General features: G+C 46.2%; 16 protein-coding genes. 7 read left to right on the top strand and 9 right to left on the bottom strand.

Annotated elements, in window-relative coordinates:
• The first annotated feature begins 15 nt into the window (after positions 1-15).
• A complete protein-coding gene (locus tag ACTHQF_RS09875) occupies positions 16-819 on the top strand; it encodes a helix-turn-helix domain-containing protein (protein ID WP_440430019.1) in 804 nt (267 codons plus the stop codon).
• Here ACTHQF_RS09875 and ACTHQF_RS09870 read toward each other — a convergent pair whose 3' ends face one another.
• Positions 820-1,704 carry a universal stress protein gene (locus tag ACTHQF_RS09870; RefSeq protein WP_440430018.1) on the bottom strand — a complete coding sequence of 295 codons (885 nt, stop codon included), beginning with the start codon at positions 1,702-1,704 and terminating at the stop codon, positions 820-822.
• A 173-nt stretch (positions 1,705-1,877) separates the two neighbouring features.
• On the opposite strand from ACTHQF_RS09870, the gene ACTHQF_RS09865 reads away from it, so the two are divergent.
• Entirely contained in the window at positions 1,878-2,843 is a 966-nt protein-coding gene (locus tag ACTHQF_RS09865; protein ID WP_440430017.1) for an SDR family oxidoreductase, read from the top strand.
• Here ACTHQF_RS09865 and ACTHQF_RS09860 read toward each other — a convergent pair whose 3' ends face one another.
• Positions 2,844-4,157, bottom strand: coding sequence for an MgtC/SapB family protein (locus ACTHQF_RS09860; protein ID WP_440430016.1), 1,314 nt, complete (start codon positions 4,155-4,157; stop codon positions 2,844-2,846). It abuts the gene before it with no gap.
• A 43-nt stretch (positions 4,158-4,200) separates the two neighbouring features.
• Complete coding sequence (locus ACTHQF_RS09855) at positions 4,201-5,829, bottom strand: amidase (protein WP_440430015.1); 1,629 nt, start codon at positions 5,827-5,829, stop codon at positions 4,201-4,203.
• 90 nt (positions 5,830-5,919) lie between these two features.
• Between ACTHQF_RS09855 and ACTHQF_RS09850 the strand changes: the two genes are divergently transcribed.
• A complete protein-coding gene (locus tag ACTHQF_RS09850; protein WP_440430014.1) occupies positions 5,920-6,696 on the top strand; it encodes an EcsC family protein in 777 nt (258 codons plus the stop codon).
• Positions 6,693-7,517, top strand: a complete 825-nt coding sequence (locus ACTHQF_RS09845) for a hypothetical protein (RefSeq protein WP_440430013.1) — start codon at positions 6,693-6,695, stop codon at positions 7,515-7,517. The genes ACTHQF_RS09850 and ACTHQF_RS09845 overlap by 4 nt, the downstream gene beginning before the upstream one ends.
• Before the next feature lie 42 nt (positions 7,518-7,559).
• Here ACTHQF_RS09845 and ACTHQF_RS09840 read toward each other — a convergent pair whose 3' ends face one another.
• The 3 genes from ACTHQF_RS09840 to ACTHQF_RS09830 all read right to left on the bottom strand — a co-directional run bounded on the left by ACTHQF_RS09840 (position 7,560) and on the right by ACTHQF_RS09830 (position 9,543).
• Positions 7,560-8,048: an FKBP-type peptidyl-prolyl cis-trans isomerase gene (locus tag ACTHQF_RS09840; RefSeq protein WP_440430012.1), complete on the bottom strand. Its 489-nt coding sequence runs from the start codon at positions 8,046-8,048 to the stop codon at positions 7,560-7,562.
• 70 nt (positions 8,049-8,118) lie between these two features.
• Entirely contained in the window at positions 8,119-9,219 is a 1,101-nt protein-coding gene (locus tag ACTHQF_RS09835) for an NADH:flavin oxidoreductase (RefSeq protein WP_440430011.1), read from the bottom strand.
• Positions 9,220-9,243: 24 nt separating this feature from the next.
• A complete protein-coding gene (locus ACTHQF_RS09830; protein ID WP_440430010.1) occupies positions 9,244-9,543 on the bottom strand; it encodes an ArsR/SmtB family transcription factor in 300 nt (99 codons plus the stop codon).
• A 244-nt stretch (positions 9,544-9,787) separates the two neighbouring features.
• Between ACTHQF_RS09830 and ACTHQF_RS09825 the strand changes: the two genes are divergently transcribed.
• The 3 genes from ACTHQF_RS09825 to glgB are packed head-to-tail and all read left to right on the top strand — an operon-like array spanning position 9,788 to position 17,093.
• Complete coding sequence (locus ACTHQF_RS09825; RefSeq protein WP_440430008.1) at positions 9,788-11,734, top strand: alpha-1,4-glucan--maltose-1-phosphate maltosyltransferase; 1,947 nt, start codon at positions 9,788-9,790, stop codon at positions 11,732-11,734.
• 12 nt (positions 11,735-11,746) lie between these two features.
• Complete coding sequence (gene treS / locus ACTHQF_RS09820) at positions 11,747-15,085, top strand: maltose alpha-D-glucosyltransferase (RefSeq protein ID WP_440430007.1); 3,339 nt, start codon at positions 11,747-11,749, stop codon at positions 15,083-15,085.
• Between the two features lie 10 nt (positions 15,086-15,095).
• Complete coding sequence (glgB, locus tag ACTHQF_RS09815) at positions 15,096-17,093, top strand: 1,4-alpha-glucan branching protein GlgB (RefSeq protein ID WP_440430005.1); 1,998 nt, start codon at positions 15,096-15,098, stop codon at positions 17,091-17,093.
• Between the two features lie 26 nt (positions 17,094-17,119).
• Here the strand turns inward: glgB and ACTHQF_RS09810 are convergent, their stop codons facing one another.
• The 3 genes from ACTHQF_RS09810 to ACTHQF_RS09800 all read right to left on the bottom strand — a co-directional run bounded on the left by ACTHQF_RS09810 (position 17,120) and on the right by ACTHQF_RS09800 (position 20,394).
• Positions 17,120-17,497 (bottom strand): hypothetical protein, encoded by a 378-nt coding sequence (locus ACTHQF_RS09810; protein ID WP_440430003.1) that lies wholly within the window; start codon positions 17,495-17,497, stop codon positions 17,120-17,122.
• 233 nt (positions 17,498-17,730) lie between these two features.
• The gene (glgP, locus tag ACTHQF_RS09805) at positions 17,731-19,383 is read right to left on the bottom strand and encodes an alpha-glucan family phosphorylase (protein WP_440430002.1); all 1,653 of its coding nucleotides are present in this window, start codon (positions 19,381-19,383) and stop codon (positions 17,731-17,733) included.
• A gap of 21 nt (positions 19,384-19,404) precedes the next feature.
• Positions 19,405-20,394, bottom strand: coding sequence for a 2-hydroxyacid dehydrogenase (locus tag ACTHQF_RS09800; protein ID WP_440430000.1), 990 nt, complete (start codon positions 20,392-20,394; stop codon positions 19,405-19,407).
• Positions 20,395-20,423: the final 29 nt, after the last annotated feature.

Below are 20,423 nucleotides of genomic sequence, written 5' to 3'. Positions count from 1 at the left end.
CTAAAATTATATCAAATGAGCCAAGTTGAGGTTGTCCGGAATTCAGAAGAATATTTACAGTATATAGATGCGACACCTGATGCAATCTTTGTATTACATGAAAAGCTGGAACGCCGCTTCCCAGTCCATCAGCACACCAAAGGGCAGTTAACTTACGTAGATGGGGGAATTGCCTATGTTCATGTTCAGGGAAAAATCCTGGTGATACCTGCAAGACATTACATCTGGATACCTCCAGGACTTCTACATTTCCTAACCGTTAGAAGTTCAGCGACCGCCATCCGGACGGTGTATTTTGAACTCGACACTGAGGAAGTTTTTTACCAGCAGATGGGCATTTACCCGGTAGACACACTTTTACTTGAAATGCTCTTGTTTACGGAACACTTCGAATGGGAGATCGGCAAGACAAACAAATACTATCCATTCCTGAAAGCCTTGTTCAATATCCTGCCGGAAATTAGCAATAATCACCTGCATACGGTATTACCAGTGACGAGAAACGAGCGCCTGGTGCCGATACTGAAGTACATGGAAGCCCATGTCGGAGAGGAGATTAGTTTAACCAGAATCAGTAAAGAATTTTCCTTAAGCGAACGTACGCTCTCCAGGATCTTTCAGGCGGAACTTAGCATCTCCTTTTTACAATACTTAAAGCAACTCAGGATGGTGAAAGCTGTAGAGCTGATGCTTCAGACGGAACTCACCCTGAGTGAAATCGCTTATCGCACCGGGTATCAAAGTATCGCAGCTTTTAGCAATACCTTTTACCAGCTTACCAATATGCGCCCATCCCAGTTTGCGCATTCTATCAAATAATCAGAATACCGGATAATGTTCGGCTGGATAGGGGTATACAAGCAGCGGAATGCTCATGTCATTAGCAACCTCATGTGTGTTGCTACTGCTAAATAGACGCTGCAAAAAGTGCTTTTGATGATGTACCATCACGAGCAGGTCAAAGCTAACATGTTCAGATACCCATTTCAAGCCTGAGGATACCTGGGCATCCTGCACGTGGCGGTAGTAAACGTGAGGATAGTTGATCTTACTGCTTACCGCACATAAAAACTGCTGCACCTGATCCCGTTTTTCCTTGCCCTGTTCTTGTTCACTTTCCGAAGATACATGTGCAAGCATGATACTTGCCTCTCGATGTCTGCCAAGGCTGCACAGTGAATGCAGGGCATCTATATCTTGCAGTTGCAGATCTGTTGCAAATGCAATTTTATGGATGCCCTTAAAAGCAGCGCCTTGCGGAACAACCAGCACGGGAACTTTCGATTGTTCCAGTAGTTTCTTCATGTGATTGCCCGTAATCAGGCTGCTAAAGCCTTTTCTATGATTAGCCATAACAAAAAGGACGATGTCTCGATCACTAAGCAGTTCATCTATATGATCGGCGATTTCTCCCTCGTCACAACGCGTTTCTATTTTTGGAGTAAAGCCCGTGGCGGCGCTAAGGCTTGAAGTCTTGCTGAGTTTGGAGGCAGCAAGCGCCAGCTCTTTTCTGCTGGTTATTTCCAGCGCCCCAGCATTTTCCATGGGCCAGGCAACCTGTGCGGCGTAAGGTTGTGAAGCAGGATTGAGATAGGCATGGTAAAGGATAATGTTGGCCTGCAGTTCACGGCTAAGCTGGAAGGCATATTCACCGGCATGCGCCGCGCGTTCCGAGAAGTCTGTAAATACTATAATCTTTTTCATAACATTTCATTTTAATCCTCTTTATTCCTGTTGCTTAGCTAAAGATCGTGAAAATCGGTGTAAGCAGGAATGACCCTCGTGTTAATTTTTTGTGACCCTGATCAGTTTGGCGCAAATTCAAATAGACAAAAACATAATGCGCTTGCATAAGTTGTATTAACAAAACCTTTATTATGCTAGATCAAAAAACAATTGTCATTACTGGTGCCTCCAGTGGTGCCGGTAGAGCTATTGCGCTTGAATTCGCAACAGGAGGGCACAAGCTGGTGCTTGCATCGCGAAATCTAACCGCCATGGAAGAGACCGCTGAGGAGTGTCGAGTGCTTGGTGCAGCCGTTAAATGTGTGGTCACCGATGTAACGGAACCCACTGCATTGATCAACCTGGCCAGCGAAGCGGATGACTTCGGGGGTAAAATAGATGTTTGGGTGAACAATGCAGGTGTACTTGCGGTGGGAGCGTTCACGGAAACACCCATTGAAGTAACGGAACAAGTTGTACGAACCAATCTGCTCGGCTATATCTATGGGGCTCATGCGGTAATGCCGTACTTCAAAAAACAGCAATATGGTACTTTAATCAACAACATTTCCATTGGCGGCTTTATGCCTGTACCTTATGGGGTGGGCTATTCTGCCAGTAAGTTCGGCATCCGGGGTTTTTCCTCAGCGCTGAAAGCAGAGTTAAGCGGCTTCCCTAATATTCATGTTTGCGATGCCTATCCTGCCTTTCTGGATTCACCGGGCATCCAACACGCAGCAAACTGCACCGGAAAAGCGCTTAAGCCAGCGCCGCCTGTATACGATCCAAGAAGATTGGCAATGGCGATTGTGAAACTTGCCGAAAATCCGAAATCCGAATTGATGATCGGCAGCGTATCGAGCGTCATTCGATTGGCATATGGATTATTTCCAGGTATTACCACCACAGTAACCAAAGCAGTAATTGCCACCTATTTGAAGCAGGCAAAGCAGGCCGGCAAAACCAATGGGAACCTGTTTAATACGCTTGCCTTTGGCAATTCCGTTTTCGGTGGTTGGGGTTTGCCTGGGCGGCCAAGAGCACATCAAAAATACCTTGCAGCCGCTTTCGTGCTAACTTCTGCATTAGGCTTGCTGTTGTTGAAAAAGCAGAAATAGCTAACGCGCTGCCTGTTTATTGAACATGTCCGGGTTGAAATTGATCAGTTGTTCTGAAAACTCGAAGTACCTGTCGAGCATCACAACTGCAATACCGATAGCGAGTACAGTACAAAGCTGAAAGGTTAGTTTTTTAACAGCTGCCCGGTCCTTTATGATCTTCCAGACAATCGGTAAGCTTACTAAGGCACTTGTGAGTGAAGTGACAATAGTGACACTTCCGGCAAGCGCAGCACTGATCTTCTCGTGGCTGGCCATGGTAGCAGCGGCAGCTGTTGTGCTGGCACTGCTTACAAATCCACCAAAAAAGCCCGTAGCCATGATGCCGTAGTTTCCGAATAGCTTCGTAAGCAATGTGCCGCCGATGGCGATAATAACGAAGATCAATCCGAAGGTCAGCACATTCATCAGTGAAATCGGGGAGGCGAGTTGTAATGCTGGTACTTTATTTGGATCTGACTTTTCCTCCGTATAATCCTTCCATATCCATAATCCGGATACCACAGACATCGCCAGGATCGGCAGGAGCGTTGAGGTGATGGAAAGTGGGGAGAAAATTAACAGCAGAATAAGATTGCGTGCAAACATTGCGATGGTCGTTAACAGGCAAAGGGTACTTATCCGGGAAGTCAGGCCAGCCTGCTGTACGCGCTGGCTGGTTTCCGCAAGGGTAGCCGTACTGTTTACCAGTCCACCAAATATGGCGCCCAGATAAAGTCCGTTCGTGCTGAATACACGAAGCAAAAAGTAGTTTAAAAATCCAATGCCGGATATTGCAATAACGCTGACCCAGGCATCACCTGGATTGAAAAGCTCCCAGGGGTCAACATAGCGGTCGGGCATAATCGGATAGATCACGAAGCCGATCAGCCCCAGCAGTACTGCACTGCGAACTTCAGCAGGTTTCAGGCCTCCAGCAAACTTATTCAATTCTGCCTTCCATGCTAGGAGCATCATAATGGCGATGGACCCGGCAACGGGCAGAAATATATGACCCAAGCCCACCAGCACGCCCAGCACATAGGTCACGATGAGCGCAACGGATGTTGTAATCTCTAAAGTGCGGTCGACCAGGATGTTCCGGCCATTGTTCAGTAAAACCAGCAGTAGCACGCCGGCTAAAGAGGCAATTACGAAGTTTGTACCAATAACAGAAGAGAGCATACCCAACATGGCTACCATCGAAAACGAGCGGATGCCCATCTCCTTGTTAGACCATTTACGTTCCATTCCAATGAGCATCCCGATGCCAAGCGACACAGCCATCTTCAAAGCTATTGGCGCAGCCGGGTAATGCAGAAATTCATCATTCATGCTTAACAATTTTTTAACCTAACAAAAGCAGCCTCCATTGGTTTTAACCAAATAAGGCCGGAATATATTTGGGGGCAGTGCGTTTCATACTTGCCTGCTCGTAGGCATAGGCGATGCTGATCAGTTCTGGCTCCGTAAAAGCCTTCCCAAAAAATGAGATACCCACCGGTAGATCGTGCCAGCTGCCCATGGGTACGGTGATATGCGGATAGCCGGCTTTCGCAGCAGGAGAGGAGAACGAAAATCCATTCCCATAGTCACCATTTACCAGATCGATACATACTGCAAATCCATTGGTAGGACCAATAATAGCGTTCAGTTGATGTTTGTCCATCAAGCCATCGATGATTTTGCGACTTTCCAGATTTGACTTCTTTAGCGCATCCAGATATTCCTTATTGTCTAATCCGCCTTTCGACTGCGCCAGCTCAAGTGTTTCCTGCTTAAAAAATGGCATCGCCTTAGCTTCATTGTTTTTATTATAAGCGATAACGTCTGCCAGGCTTTTCATGGCGGAGTTTGCATGACTTAAATAGTCATTTACGCCGGCTTTAAACTCATAGAGCAAGACGGTGTATTCTGCATTCCCGAGAGATCGTAATTCCTTAAGCAGGTCGATCTCAATAATCGTAGCACCCTTACTGCGCATCAGGTCTACAGCGGTTTGCAGCAGCTGCTGGGCCGCGACGTTTCCTGCCGTTATGGCTGACCGCTCCAGACCCAATCGCTTGCCTTTCAGCCCATCAAGATTCAGAAACTGCGTATAATCCTGATGTCTCTTTCCACGAGCCGAATTGGTGTAAGGATCTTTAGGATCTTCAGCCGTAAGCGCTCCCAACAGTATCGCTGCATCGCTGACATTCCGCGCCATTGGGCCGGCACTGTCCTGTGTTTTGGAGATGGGAATGATACCACTTCGGCTCCACAATCCGACCGTTGGCTTGATGCCTACACCACCGCACACAGAACTCGGGGATACAATAGAACCGTCTGTTTCCGTACCTATAGCAATGGCACAGAGGTTTGCAGCAACGGCAGTACCGGAGCCTGCACTTGAACCACTTGGATTACGGTTCAGTATGTAGGGATTTTTTGTTTGTCCGCCGCGGCTGCTCCATCCGCTTGTCGAATCTGAGGAGCGAAAGTTTGCCCATTCACTGAGGTTTGTTTTCCCCAGGATCACCGCGCCAGCTTCACGCAGTAGTTTAACAATGTGTGCATCCTGGCTGGCGATGTTATCCGAAAGTGCAAGCGCAGCTGCGCTGGTATGCATCTTATCCGCAGTATCGATATTGTCTTTGATCAGTACGGGGATGCCGTGCATCATGCTTCTGACCTTCCCCTGGGCACGCTCTTTATCCAGCTGTTCAGCAATTTCCAGGGCATCAGGGTTTAGCTCGATCACCGAGTTTAATGTGGGACCTTTTTTGTCGATGGCGGCGATACGATCCAGATATAAGCTGGTGATTGTATGGGCAGTTAAAGATTTGTCAGCCATTTTCTCCTGCAGCAGCTTTATACTGGCTTCATTAAGCTCGAAGTCGCCCGGAAGTTTGGTTGGTTTATTAGAATTGTTGCTTTCCTCAACAAGAATGCTGCAGGATGAGCTGGTCAGGGTACCCAGGCTGAGCGCAGCAAGGGAGCTTGACTTCAAAAAGTTTCTTCTTTGCATGAAATTTGAAGGATTTATCACCTAAGTAACAAAATTATTTGGCCTGTAAATGGGTAAGATAAAAATATTACATAGCTTAATGGCTTAAATATGCAGCATCATCATTTAAACAGCTACGAGGATCAGGTACGTACCGAAGTTTTGTTTTGGCATCGTAAAATGACCAGTGCGCCTTCCTTTACAGATCGCCTGTCGAAGAAGGTTCAGGATAAGATCAATGGATATATCCCCGAGAAAGTGCACAAAGCAATTACCCTCACCATGGAGAAACTATTCAAGGCTGTTCTTTTTGGCGCTGAATACACCACTGGCCGGAAAATGACAAATGGTTCATTGGTATATCGTGAAGCTTACATCAAAAATCAAATTGCTTTCTATCAGAAAACCGCGTCGCTCGAAGGTGCAGTCACCGGAGCTGGTGGGCTACTGATGGGGCTTGCAGATTTTCCGGTACTCATCGGCTTGAAGATGAAGCTGCTATTTGATATCGCTGCACTGTACGGCTTCGACGTAAAAGACTACCGCGAGCGCTTGTATATCCTCTACATTTTTCAACTCGCTTTCTCCAGCCAACAGTGGCGCAATGAGGTTTATAAAATGATAGATACCTGGGAGGACTTTGCCAAAACACTGCCTGAACATGCTGAGGATTTTAACTGGCGCAGTTTTCAACAGGAATACCGCGACTATATCGATCTGGCAAAAATGGCACAACTGGTGCCAGTAATAGGGGCCGCTGTGGGCGCCATCGCCAACTATAAACTCGTGGCACAGCTTGGCGAAACTGCTATGAACTGCTATCGCTTGCGCCTGTTGAGGCATTCAGGTAGCAACAACAATGATGACACTTATCCTGTGAATGAATGATCTATAAGCTTTTAATCAACTTACCTCGCCTTTTAACGCTTAGTATTCTCCTTTCCTTCCCTGGCCTGGTTCATGCACAACACCCTCCGGTATTTGAAGGCATGAAGATGGATACGCTGTTTGTGGACATGTATTCTTTACCATTAAAGGTAGTTAAATACAGCTATGGCAAACCCAATGTAAACTTCCTGGTCATTCACGACAATGAGGATACCGGGGTGAAAGCCGCATTTGAATACATCAGGTTTAGTGGAGGTAGTGTTTTTGATTCTCAATATGGTGACCTGCGCAATTACAACATCAATTATCAAGGCCTGCAGTACCAAATTGATCCGAACAAAATTTATTCGAGCTATGGTGTAATGGAGGGCTTGGAGTTTTATGGTGCTGTTAACGACGAGGTGAGTGCAAGCCTGAATACGGCTGCTGAAATGATCTTAAATTTCTACAATCCCGGTAAGCCGGATTACATTTTTACCTTGCATAACAATACTGACGGCGCTTTCGGCATTAACTCCTACCTGAAAGGACATGAGTTGGAGCTGGTTGCAGATTCCCTGCATATTAACTTTAATATGGACCCGGACGATCTGATCCTGGTAACTGATTTAAAGTTATTTAATGCTTTAAAGAAAGAGGATGTTAATGTGGTGTTACAGAGCCGGGATGCGGCTGATGATGGCTCGCTTTCGCTTTATGCCATGCAAAATAAAATTCCTTACATCAATGTCGAAGTGCAGCATGGACATCAACTGCAAAACTTACAGCTTATAGAGATTGCCGTGAAGGCGCTTAAGACAACTTATCCGGAGCTGTTCTAACTCCGGATAAGTGGCCATAATTTTCTGATTTGTTCTTTTGGATTAGTTAACGTCAACCAGGGTGATGTTAAAGTCCAGGATGGAGTTCGCAGGAATTGATCCAGTGGCACGGTTTCCGTACCCATGATAAGAAGGAATGATCAACCTGATCGTACCACCTTTTTGGATCAGCGGTACACCAATCTGCCAGCCTGTAATCACTCCACCTAAAGGAAATGCAGCGGGAGCTTTACCTTCCGTAGAATCAAACGTTGCTGTGTTTCCTAAAACACGACCAGAATAGTGCGCGGTCACCGTGGTACTTGGCTTGTATTCTACCGATCCGGTGCCAGGGGTGATGATCTGGTAAAAAACGCCAGATTCATGTTTTGTTGCTGGGATGCTGTTTTTAACGATGTAAGCGCGGATGGCGGTTGTATCTGCATTAAATTGCGCAACTACATCAAAGTTGTCGTTGCTGGAATTCTTTTTACAAGCTGCTAAACCAGCTGCCATGCATACGAATAGTAGTATAGACTTAATTTTCTTCATAATCAAAGATAAAACTATTGCATAAAAAATGCGCTATCCAGTCGAATAGCGCATCATTATCGTTGTTGTGTTATAGCAGCTGTGCTAATGCCTCCTTAGTAAATCCTCTCAACTCAGCGGTACGGTGATCCTTTACCTTTTCCGTCCAGTTCGGGTCAGCGAGTATAGCACGTCCCACACCAACGAGGTCAAAGTCACCACGATCCATCCTGCGTAACAATTCATCCAATGATGATGGTGCGGAGCTTTCTCCTGCGAATGCAGCCAGGAACTCCCCGGTTAAACCTACCGAACCTACGGTAATGGTCGCTTTGCCGGTAACTTTTTTCGCCCAGCCTGCAAAGTTCAAATCTGATCCTTCGAATTCAGGTTCCCAGAAGCGGCGTTGTGAGCAGTGAAAAATGTCTACACCGGCATCTGCCATTGGATTCAGCCATTGCTCCATTTCTTCAGGTGTTGCTGCAAGTTTATTATGGTATGCCGAAGGCTTAAATTGTGATAAACGGATAATCAGGGCAAAATCTTCACCTACCGATTTTCGTACTTCTTTAATCACCTCAGTCGCAAATCTACTGCGCTCAGCAAGTGTTTTGCCGCCGTAGATGTCGGTACGTTTGTTGGTGCCATCCCAGAAAAACTGGTCAATTAAATAACCATGGGCACCATGAATTTCCACGCAGTCAAAGCCCAGTCTTTTTGCATCTGCTGCTGCACGGCCAAAGGCAGCAATCGTATCCGCGATGTCGGCATCGGTCATGGTGTTGCCGTTGTTGAAATCCGGACGGTTTAAACCTGAAGGACCTTCAAATGGTGTGGATGGCAACCAGCCGGAAGGATGGTTATCCATGATGCCCATGTGCCAGATCTGTGGACCCATTTGTCCACCCTCGGCATGCAACGAATCAATAACCTGCTTCCATCCGTCTAGGGCTGCTGCGCCATAGAAATGTGGTACTGCAGGATCGTTGGAAGCGGCAGCACGGTCAATGACGGTACCCTCAGAGAGGATCAGGCCAACTTGTCCTGCTGCTCTCCTGCTATAGTATGCCGCCACATCCGCTGTGGGCACACCTTCCGGTGAGAAAGAACGCGTCATGGGTGCCATGACAATTCTGTTTTTGATATTCAAAGATTTCAAACGAAAAGGTTTGAACAAGCTATCGTTATTCATATGTGTGTTGTTGTTTATACTTTATTAAAGTTCTTTGTTAATGCGATCCATCAAGGTTTTGATCCCCGCTTCATCACGACGATAATACGTCCATTGCCCAACCCTGACGGAGCTAACCAAGCCGGCACGCTGCAGCATAGCAAGATACTCAGACACTGTCGATTGTGTCAGGCCTGCCTTTTTCTGTATCTGTCCTACACAAACGCCGTGCGCAAAGCCAGCCTCAGTTTGTTCCGCAAAGTTGATCTCAGGCGCTTTAAGCCAGGCTAAGATCTGCAGCCTGGTTTTATTTGAAAGCGCTTTGAAGATGTCTACCTGATCCATGGCACAAAGGTATATCGATTTTTTCCGATATAACCAAACATTGTAAGAGATGACAATTTCCTGAATAAAGCACCGTACTTGAAGTTGATCACGTAATACAGTGTTATAAATACGAAATTTAATACGTTGTTAACCAATTAAAAACCTGCTTGTTAACAGTATAAATTCGGTTTAGTTAAGATTTCGAGTCTTTGTAAAACATTCAACTGGGTATCGGATTTATATAGTAACCAATTTTCAGTAAATGATAAAAGCAAGCGGTAAAACAAGAGTTATTATCAGTAATGTAAAGCCTGTTGTGGAAGCGGGCAGCTACCCGGCAAAGGCGGTCATTGGCGACACCATCACTTTTTCAGCAGATGTTTTTGGCGACGGGCACGATGCCATTTCAGCAAGCTTATATATCAGGAACGCGGCCGTAAATGAGGTCACCGAAGTTCCCATGGTTTTTCAGATAAATGATTTCTGGACGGTTGAACACACCTTCACTGCAATCGGAAAACACAGCTTTTGGATAGAAGGCTGGGAGGATCATTATACGAACTGGAAAAAAGGACTGAAGAAGAAATTTGATGCTGGTCAGGACATTGATGTGGAGCTGGAGATCGGGTTGATTCTGCTTAAAAAGGCGGCGGCAGTATTGCCGGAGCAACAAACAGCCCTCCAGAATTGGGCAGCGCGTATCGCTCATGCAGAAACACCTGCCGCAGCCCTGGAGTTGGCTTTGGATAATGAACTTGCTGCTTTAATGTATCCATATCGACCGGCAGATATCATCAGCTCTTCGCCGGTCTATCAGATCGAAATCGAACGTAAAAAGGCGGCCTTTAGCACCTGGTACGAGCTATTTCCCCGCTCAGCAGCGAAAGAACCCGGGCGCCATGGAACTTTTAAAGACGTGATCACTTTATTGCCGCGGGTGGCACAGATGGGTTTCGATGTTTTATACTTCCCGCCCATACATCCAATCGGCGAAAAGAACCGTAAAGGCAAAAATAACTCCCTCATTGCGACAAAGGACGATCCTGGGTCGCCCTGGGCGATCGGCAATCGGAAGGGGGGGCATAAGGCGATACATCCCCAACTCGGCACCCTCAATGATTTCAAAAAGCTGGTCGTAGCTGCAAAGGGGATGGGCATCGAGATCGCCATGGATATCGCCTTTCAGTGTGCTCCAGACCACCCTTACGTCAAGGAACATCCCGAGTGGTTTATCTGGCGTCCCGACGGCACGGTTCAATATGCCGAGAATCCGCCGAAAAAGTACGAAGACATCCTGCCATTTAACTTCGAAACCGACGATTGGGAAAACCTTTGGGACGAGCTTAAGAGTGTGATTGAATATTGGGTAGATGCGGGTGTAACCATATTCCGCATTGATAATCCACATACCAAGGCTTTCCGTTTCTGGGAATGGACGATCGGCGAAGTGCGGAACAAACATCCTGAGGTCTTATTCCTCGCAGAAGCTTTCACCCGGCCACGTGTAATGGAGCGCCTTGCAAAAGCCGGCTTCAACCAGTCATACACCTACTTTACCTGGCGGAATTCCAAAAAGGAAATGGAGGAGTATTTAACTGAGTTGACGAAGACGGAGATGAGATATTATTTCCGGCCGAACTTCTGGCCGAATACCCCCGATATCCTGCCGCCTGCATTGATCTCGGGTGGCGAAAATGCGCACATCACCCGGCTGATCCTCGCCGCAACGCTTTCTTCCAGTTACGGCGTTTATGGTCCTGTCTATGAGTTCGGGATCAACACCCCCCATGGCGCCAAGGAGGAATATGTGGATAATGAAAAATACGAAATCCAGCACTGGGATTGGGATAAATACACCCGCATCAGAGAAATCATGATCCGGATAAATAAGATCCGTAAAGAGAATCCTGCACTTCAAAGTACCTGGAATATCGAGTTTGCAGAGACCAGTAGCGATCAGATCCTCTGTTATGTTAAAGTTGATGCAATAACGAAGAACAGGCTTATTGTAGTAGTGAATATGGACTTCTGGAATACCCATGCTGCAATGGTCAGAATACCGGAAGCGATAATTGGAATCAGTCCGGGAACGACCTACCGGGTGCATGATCTCCTTAGTGGCGACGAATACCATTGGCAGGGCGAGTGGCAGTATGTGGAGCTAAACCCATACCTGATGCCTGCACACATCTTTAGAATAGAACAATAAGCATATACAACCATGGCTGAAAAAAATAACCGGATTGACGAAAACCTACTTTGGTACAAAGACGCAATCATCTATGAACTCCACATCAAGGCTTTCCGCGATGGGAATTGTGATGGTATAGGCGACTTTAAAGGCCTTATTGAAAAAATTCCTTACCTGGCAGATCTTGGTGTCACTGCGATCTGGCTACTTCCTTTTTATCCATCACCATTACGTGATGATGGCTACGACATTGCCGATTATTACAACATCAACCCCTCCTACGGGGATATCAAACAATTTAAAACTTTTCTAAAAGAAGCACATAAAAGAGGCTTACGGGTGATCACCGAGCTGGTCATCAATCATACCTCCGACCAGCATCCCTGGTTTCAGCGTGCGAGAAAAGCACCAAAGGGCTCCAATTACCGCGACTATTACGTCTGGACAGATGACCCTACAAATTTCAAGGATGCAAGGATCATTTTCCAGGATTATGAAACCTCCAACTGGACTTGGGATCCAGTGGCCAAGCAGTACTTCTGGCACAGGTTCTTCCACCATCAACCCGACTTGAACTTCGATAACCCTGCCGTGCAGCAGGAAGTTATCAAGATCATGGACTACTGGTGCAAAATGGGTGTTGATGGTTTCCGGCTCGATGCTGTGCCATACCTATTTGAACGTAATGGAACCAACTGCGAAAATTTGCCAGAGACCCACGCCTTCCTTAAGAAGCTTCGTAAATATGTTGATGACCATTACCCGGGTACGCTGTTACTTGCGGAGGCAAACATGTGGCCCGAAGATTCAGCAGCATACTTTGGCGATGGCGACGAGTGTCAGATGAACTATCACTTCCCGTTGATGCCAAGGATGTTCATGGCTTTACAGATGGAAGATAAATACCCTATAACTGATATCTACGATCAGACGCCAGCCATCCCGGAGAATTGCCAGTGGGGGATATTCCTCAGGAACCACGACGAGCTCACCCTGGAAATGGTTACCGACGAGGAGCGTGATTACATGTACAAGGTCTATGTAAAAGATCCTAAAGCAAGAATCAACCTTGGTATCAGGCACCGCCTGGCACCCCTGCTGGAAAACAACCGCCGTAAGATCGAACTGATGAACTCCCTGTTGTTTACACTTCCTGGTACACCAGTGATCTATTATGGTGATGAGATCGGTATGGGAGATAACTTCTACCTAGGGGACCGGGATGGCGTTCGCACACCAATGCAATGGCATTCCGACCGGAATGCCGGCTTCTCTGAAGCCAATCCTCAACAGCTGTACCTGCCACTGATTCTGGACCCACAGTTTCATTATGAATCTGTGAACGTAGAACTGCAATCCCGCAATACTTCTTCGCTGCTCTGGTGGATGAAGCGGGTGATCAGCACACGGAAAAAATATAAGGCACTTAGCCGCGGCGATATGAAGTTTGTTCAGAGTGAAAATGCAAAGGTTTTTGCTTTCACCCGCACCTTTGAGGATGAAACCATGCTTATTGTTGCTAACCTTTCACGTTTCGCACAGGTGGCTGAACTTGACCTTGATACCTTTAAAGGTTATGTTCCCGTAGAAATCTTAAGCCGTAATCGTTTTCCCTTGATCCGGGAGGATATCCCATATTTCTTTACGCTTGGCGCCTACGCTACGCAAAGCTTTATTTTAGAGAAAGTACATCCGGAGCTGGAAAATGACGTGCAGATCCATACCATCAAGATGAATAAGTGGAAAGATCTGCTTAAACCTGAGATCCTTGCACAGCTGGAAACGGAAATCCTGCCTAAGTACATGATGCGCTTACGTTGGTTCGGCGGTAAGGGCAGGGGGATGGAGAACGTAAAGATCATTGATCATGCCATTGTGCCAATGCAGGAAAATAGCGCGTTCGTGCTGCTGCTGGAGGTCTCTTATCGTGATGGGCTACCCGATATGTACCAGATTCCCGTAGCCTGTGGCTTAGGGCAGTTCTCCTACAAACTTCAGGATAATTGTCCGCAATCGGTTATCGCCTTTCTTGACCTTGATGGTGAAGAAGCGGTATTGTACGACGCCATATACGGTATTGACCTGCAGCAAAGCATATTGACCAACATGGCGAGTAACCATCATGTGCCGCAAAACCGCTCGGAGTTGATATTCCACGGCAACAAGGCGCTTCGAAAGCATGTGCAGGAAAATCCAAAAACCAAACCCCGTGTAATCTCCGCGGAGCAGAGCAACACCTCAATCACCTATGATAACACCTTCTACCTCAAGATATACCGGAAAGTAGACCGTGCAATCAACCCTGATGTAGAGCTTAGTCGCCACTTAAGTGAAACGGCAGGTTTCAAACATACACCTGGATATATCGGGGCCATCGAATGGAAGTTCGGCAAGGAGACCATGGTATTGGGTATGATGCAGGAGATGGTAAAAAGTACTAGTGATGGTTGGGCGTATATGCTCGACAGGCTTGATGATTTCAATGAAAAGATACTCTCCAATACCGACGCAGGCTTTGTGATGCCGGATTTGGTTGGCTCCCTCTCCGCACCGGCAGTATTTGAGGAAGTTCCTCCTGCCCTTCAGGAGTTACTGGAAGCGAACGTTGCCGAGAATTGTCACCTTCTGGGGCAGCGGACCGCTGAGATGCATCTTGCGCTTGCACTTGACACTGAAAATCCAGCTTTCACGCCCGAGCCTTTCTCACTGCACTATCAGCGCTCGCTGTTCTCTTCCTTACAATCATTGGTAAGGGTAGCATTCTCCAGCCTGAGTAAGAACCTGAAGTCGCTGAACCCAGAGATCCGTGCAGAGGCAGAAGAGGTGCTCAGCATGAAAAACGAGATACTCAGCATATTAAAGCAGGTTTATAGCCGCAAGATAGATGTTAATAAGATCAGGATTCACGGCGATTTTCACCTTGGACAGGTTTTATTTACCGGTAAAGACTTCCTGATATTAGACTTTGAAGGTGAACCATCCAGAAGTTACAGTGAACGACGATTGAAGTATTCGGCACTCCGCGATGTCGCTGGTATGATCCGGTCATTCCATTATGCGGCATTTGGTAGCTTGTTCCTGGACAACCAGATTCGTAAAGAAGATATCACCGTGTTATTACCTTATGTTGAACAATGGTACCATTATATGAGTGGTTTCTTCATCAAATCATACATGGAGAAAGTTGGCACGGCAGCGATTGTACCAGATAACGCCGCTGATCTTGAAACCTTGTTGCAAACCTATTTGTTGCAAAAGGCGATTTACGAGTTAAATTATGAATTAAACAACCGCCCGGATTGGGTCATTGTACCATTGCGCGGAATCAAGGCAATTGTGGAAAAGAATAGGAGCGTAGTAGCAGTTTAACTATAGAGGTATGGCGAAGATAAAAGCGGTAAAAAGCAATGTGCCGGTGGAAGCACCGGCTTGGTTTTCTTTGTTTTCCGACGAGGACATTCAGTTGTTTAAAGCAGGGAAGCACCACAAGCTGTTTAACAAACTCGGATCACATGTAGTGGAACATGCGGGTAGCCAAGGCACCTACTTTGCCGTTTGGGCGCCCAATGCAAAACAGGTAAGTGTTGTCGGGAACTTTAATGGCTGGAACCGTAGCAGTCACCCGATGTCTGTGCGTTGGGATAGCTCTGGAATTTGGGAATGTTTTATACCAGGACTTGGTCCGGCCGAATACTATAAGTACTTCATCCAGTCGCACTCTGGCTATGAGGTGGAAAAAGGCGATCCATATGCTTTTCACTGGGAAACGCCACCACACACAGCAAGTGTTACCTGGGACCTGAGTTATGAATGGAACGATGAGGCCTGGATGGCAAAAAGAAAAATGGAAAAGCCATTGAGTAAGCCTATATCGATCTACGAAGTTCATCTGGGATCCTGGCGGCGAATGGATAAGGAGAAACCCAATGCATTTCTGACTTATCGGGAACTGGCTGAACAACTGCCAGCCTATTGCCAGTATATGAATTTCACACATGTCGAATTCATGCCGGTTATGGAACACCCATTTTACGGTTCCTGGGGATACCAGGTGGTTGGTTTTTATGCGCCAAGTAGCCGATATGGCACCACGCAGGATTTTATGTACCTGATCGATAAATTGCATCAGGCCGGTATCGGAGTGATCCTGGATTGGGTACCCTCACATTTTCCTACTGATGAACACGGTCCCGGGTATTTCGATGGTACACATCTTTATGAATGGGACGATCCTAGAAAAGGCTTTCATCCAGACTGGAAGAGCTTTATCTTCAACCTGAGCAGACATGAGGTTCGCGCATTCCTGATCTCCAACGCCGTGTTCTGGCTGGAGAAGTATCATATTGATGGACTGCGGGTGGATGCGGTAGCTTCCATGTTGTACCTGGATTACTCCCGCGAACCAGGTGAGTGGATTCCGAATATTCATGGAGGCAGGGAGAATTTGGATTCGATCAGTTTTCTACAGGAGCTCAACCAGGTGATCCATACAGAATACAGCGATGTTTTCACCGTTGCGGAAGAATCTACGTCCTGGCCCGGGGTCACACATCCGGTTTCGCAAGGTGGACTGGGCTTCGACATGAAATGGATGATGGGCTGGATGCACGATACCCTCGGTTACCTGCAAACGGACACCGTCTATAGAAAGTATCATCATGGACAGCTTACTTTCAGCATGATGTACGCGTTTTCTGAGAAATTTACTTTGCCTTTGTCGCATGATGAAGTGGTATATGGAAAAGGCTCTCTGATCAATAAGATGCCGGGGGATAACTGGCAGCAGTTTGCTAATCTTCGCTTATTGTATGCCTACATGTTTGGGCATCCAGGTGCAAAGATGATCTTTATGGGCGGAGAGTTTGCGCAAAGGCATGAATGGCGACATGATTTCAGCCTGGACTGGCATGAGATCAACAATCCAGATCATCAAGGTATTCAGCGCGTGGTTAAAGATCTGAATAAACTTTATCAGGACCATCCCGCATTGTATGAAGCTAATTTTGCACCAGAAGGTTTTGAATGGATCAATGCCGATGATGCGGAGAGATCTGTGATCTCCTGGACACGTAAAGGAAAGAATGAGCAGGACACCCTAATATTTGTTGCCAATTTTAGCCCTGTGGTCTGGAAGAATTATAGACTGGGGGTGCCGAAGATGGGTTACTATAAGGAAATTTTCAATTCTGATAACCTTTATTATGGTGGTAGTGACCTGAGGAACCTTAATGAACTGGAAACCTCACCAATTCCGTATAACCGCCAAACTCACTCAGTTTCCCTGAAGCTGCCGCCTTTGGCTGTCATTGTGCTTAAGTTCAGCCATACCTACGGATGGTTCAAACCACAAACAAAAAAAGAGACTGGTACGCTTTAGGTACCAGTCTCTTTTTTTTGGCTAAATTAGCTAACCGGGTTCAGAATATTATTGATCTCCCGTTCCATGTTGCACTCAGCAAGTAATGCATTGTAGCGTTCCATCAGATCAATATACTTATCCTTCCAGATATCCTTTTGTTCTTCTGCTCGTCTTTCAACCGGAGAATGCTCCTTAAATCCTTTTTCAAAATCTTCAGGGGTAAATAGCTGTGGTAATTCCTTCGAAAAGTCGTGGTTTATAACACACCCGATCTTATAAATGATCTCGGGTTTCAGCCTTGGCTGGTTAAACCAGTTATACACTGATCTTCGGTTTACGTTTGTCAATCTCGCCACATCTGTTATAGAGTGACCGTTTCTTCTGACTACTTTTTCAATGATTTCTCCGTGATGTATATCCATATAAACGAATTTGATTACTGTTTTAAAATGTCGTGAGAAGATTATTGTGTATTCTTTGTTCAACCGTCTTAAAAACTACACAGTTTGTTTCTTGAATATACACACAAGTTCCCCAAAAATTTCCTAAGCTGGTGAAATCCTGTGTTTTGTCTGCTCACAATACTAATAATGCAATATTTGTTCCGCCTTAAAATGTGATATATTACCCTAATGTGAAGATTTGAGAAATAAATTTATTTGTTATACAGAATTTCATAGTACTCCTGTGCCATTCTAGCCGATTCGAACGATGGTATCACACTTTTTGCCGAATTTTCCAGTATTTCTACCCATTTTTTCTGATCCTTATAGTACATGGGCAAAATTTCCCTTTCAAGTAGCGTCATCAAAGCCTTGTTTTCGAAGCGGTCCACCTCTTCAGGAGCAGATTGATCGCTTAGTGTTTCGATAACGAAGGCATTCTGTTTATCTACTGCGAACTCGGGTACCCAACCGTCGGGCATCGATAAATTTATGGTACCATTCATTGCTGCGGTCATCCCACTAGTTCCAGAGGCCTCGCGGTACATTCTTGGATTGTTTAACCAAACATCCGCACCTTTCTTTAAGGCATCAGAAAGTGAAAGTTCATAGCCCGTGAGTACCGCACAGTTCGCAAGTGGTTTCGCGCGGGACATGATGTGATTGAAAAGGGCTATGGAGCCATAATCGCCAGGATAGGGTTTACCGGCCCATATAAACTGTACCGGGTAAGTGGTATTGGAAACCAGGCGCGCAAACCTTTCCCAGTCTTGCATCACCAGGTCTGCACGCTTATAAGCGGCAAACCGCCTTGCCCAGACAATGGTCAGTACCTGCTCGTCAAAAAGTTTCCCCGTCTGATCTGCGACAATCTTAAACAGTTGTTTTTTAAGTGCCTGCTTTCGGGAACGGATGGCTGTAGCATCAGAAGCCTCTATGGCTGCATGCATTTCCGGATCGGTCCAGAAATTCTTGTTCTGCGCGTTGGTAATGGATGTAATTTCACAGACCCCTGGATTACTGCTCCACATTTGGCGTGCTACTTCGCCATGTAGTTTGGACACCCCGTTAGCTTTGCGTGCAAACTTCAACGCGGCAAGCGTGTAGTTGAAGTCTTCACCTTCCATACCCAGAATAAATTTAGCTTCATGCTCCTGCAAGTGATAGAAAAACGACATCTCTTTAAGTAAACTGAAGCGGTGCGATTCATTGCCTGCCATCTCTGGCGTATGGGTCGTAAAAACCACTCGTTTTCTGATCTCCTCCAGGCTTTTATGCTTCGCATAGAGGTAAAAACCTAAGGATACCGCATGGCCCTCGTTCATGTGATAGACCTCCGGCGTCATATTCAGCTCGTCCAGCAACATGGCGCCACCGATGCCCAGTACAATGCTTTGTGCAATTCTTGTTGTTTCATTCCCATCATATAAATGATAGGTGATGCTGCGGGACATTTCATCATTCTCTGGAATATCCGTTGATAGCAAGAACAGCGGTGCGGAATCGAAAACTTCCGGCTTTAGCAGATAAACCTTAACCTTTACCGGATAGTCATGTACCGGAACGGTGAGTACTATACCTGTATCAGTTAAAAAAGAATACTGCTTTTCCACAAATTCAGGCTTCATCAGGGCATCGCGCGTTTTGACCTGATCATAGTACCCATATTTCCAAAGCATACCTATACCTACAAGGTTCTGACGCAGTTCGTAAGCGCTGCGTAAATGGGACCCTGCTAAAAAGCCCAGGCCGCCACTATAAGTTTTTAGTGCCTGATCAATGGCAAATTCCATGGAGAAATATGCAACTGACTTTGCATATTTCTCATCTGGCGTATAGCCGAAAATTTCGTTTTTATTTAACATAGTTGCTTTGTTAACTTTAATTTATCCTGTTTTAATTTGATTATGTAAGCTCGCCTTCGCAGCAAAGGCATCAATGTTCTGAAAAGTGGTGCCTGCGATCTGCTCCATAGCCTCCTGCGTAAAAAAGCCTTGATGAGCGGTAATCAGCACATTTGGAAAAGAGATCAGACGCAAGATGACATCATCCTGAATGACATCTTCGGAATAGTCCTGAAAGAACAATTTGCCTTCCTGTTCATACACGTCCAGTCCGAGATAACCCAGTTGACCATGTTTTAAGGCCGATATCACGTCCATGGTATTGATCAGTCCGCCACGGCTGGTATTGATCAGCATTGCACCTTTTTTGAACAACCGTAGCGTGTCGGCATTAATCATCTGGTGGGTGCTGTCCATCAAAGGGCAGTGTAGTGAAACGATGTCGGCCTCGGAAAGCGTTGCTTCCAGGGTACCGTAGATCACCCCCGCGGCAATAAGCTCCGGATCCGGATAGATGTCATAGGCACTGATCTTGCATCCAAAACCACGAAGGATGTTACAGAACGCTTTGCCGATGTTTCCAGTGCCAATGACGGCTACTTTCCGGCTGTGTAGATTAAAGCCCATCAGCTTTTCCAGGGAGAAGTTTCCTTCACGGACACGGTTATAGGCTTTGTGTGTTTTACGGTTCAATGTCAGGATCAGCGCCATGGCGTGCTCAGCAACAGCTTCGGGAGAATAAGCCGGTACCCGGACAACCGGGATGCCCAGTTTTGCTGCTGCAGCAACATCAACGTTGTTGAAACCCGCACAGCGTAACACGATCAACTGAACACCATTTTCGTGTAATGCTTTCACAACCGTGTTGTTCACCGTATCATTTACGAAAATACAAACGGCGTCGTATCCTTTAGTTAAGGCAACGGTTTGTTCATTTAAGGGTAATACAAAAAAGTTTAGCTCATGCCCGGTGTTAAACCTGCTCAAATAAACTTCATCATAGGTGTAGGTGCTAAAAACGGCAATCTTCATAATTCTAAATTTATGAACAAGTTACAGTT

The sequence above is a fragment of the Pedobacter sp. SAFR-022 genome, assembly GCF_051965375.1.
GTDB lineage: Bacteria > Bacteroidota > Bacteroidia > Sphingobacteriales > Sphingobacteriaceae > Pedobacter.
The sequence above is the reverse complement of the archived record's forward strand: the minus strand, read 5'-3'. Positions and strand labels throughout refer to the sequence as shown.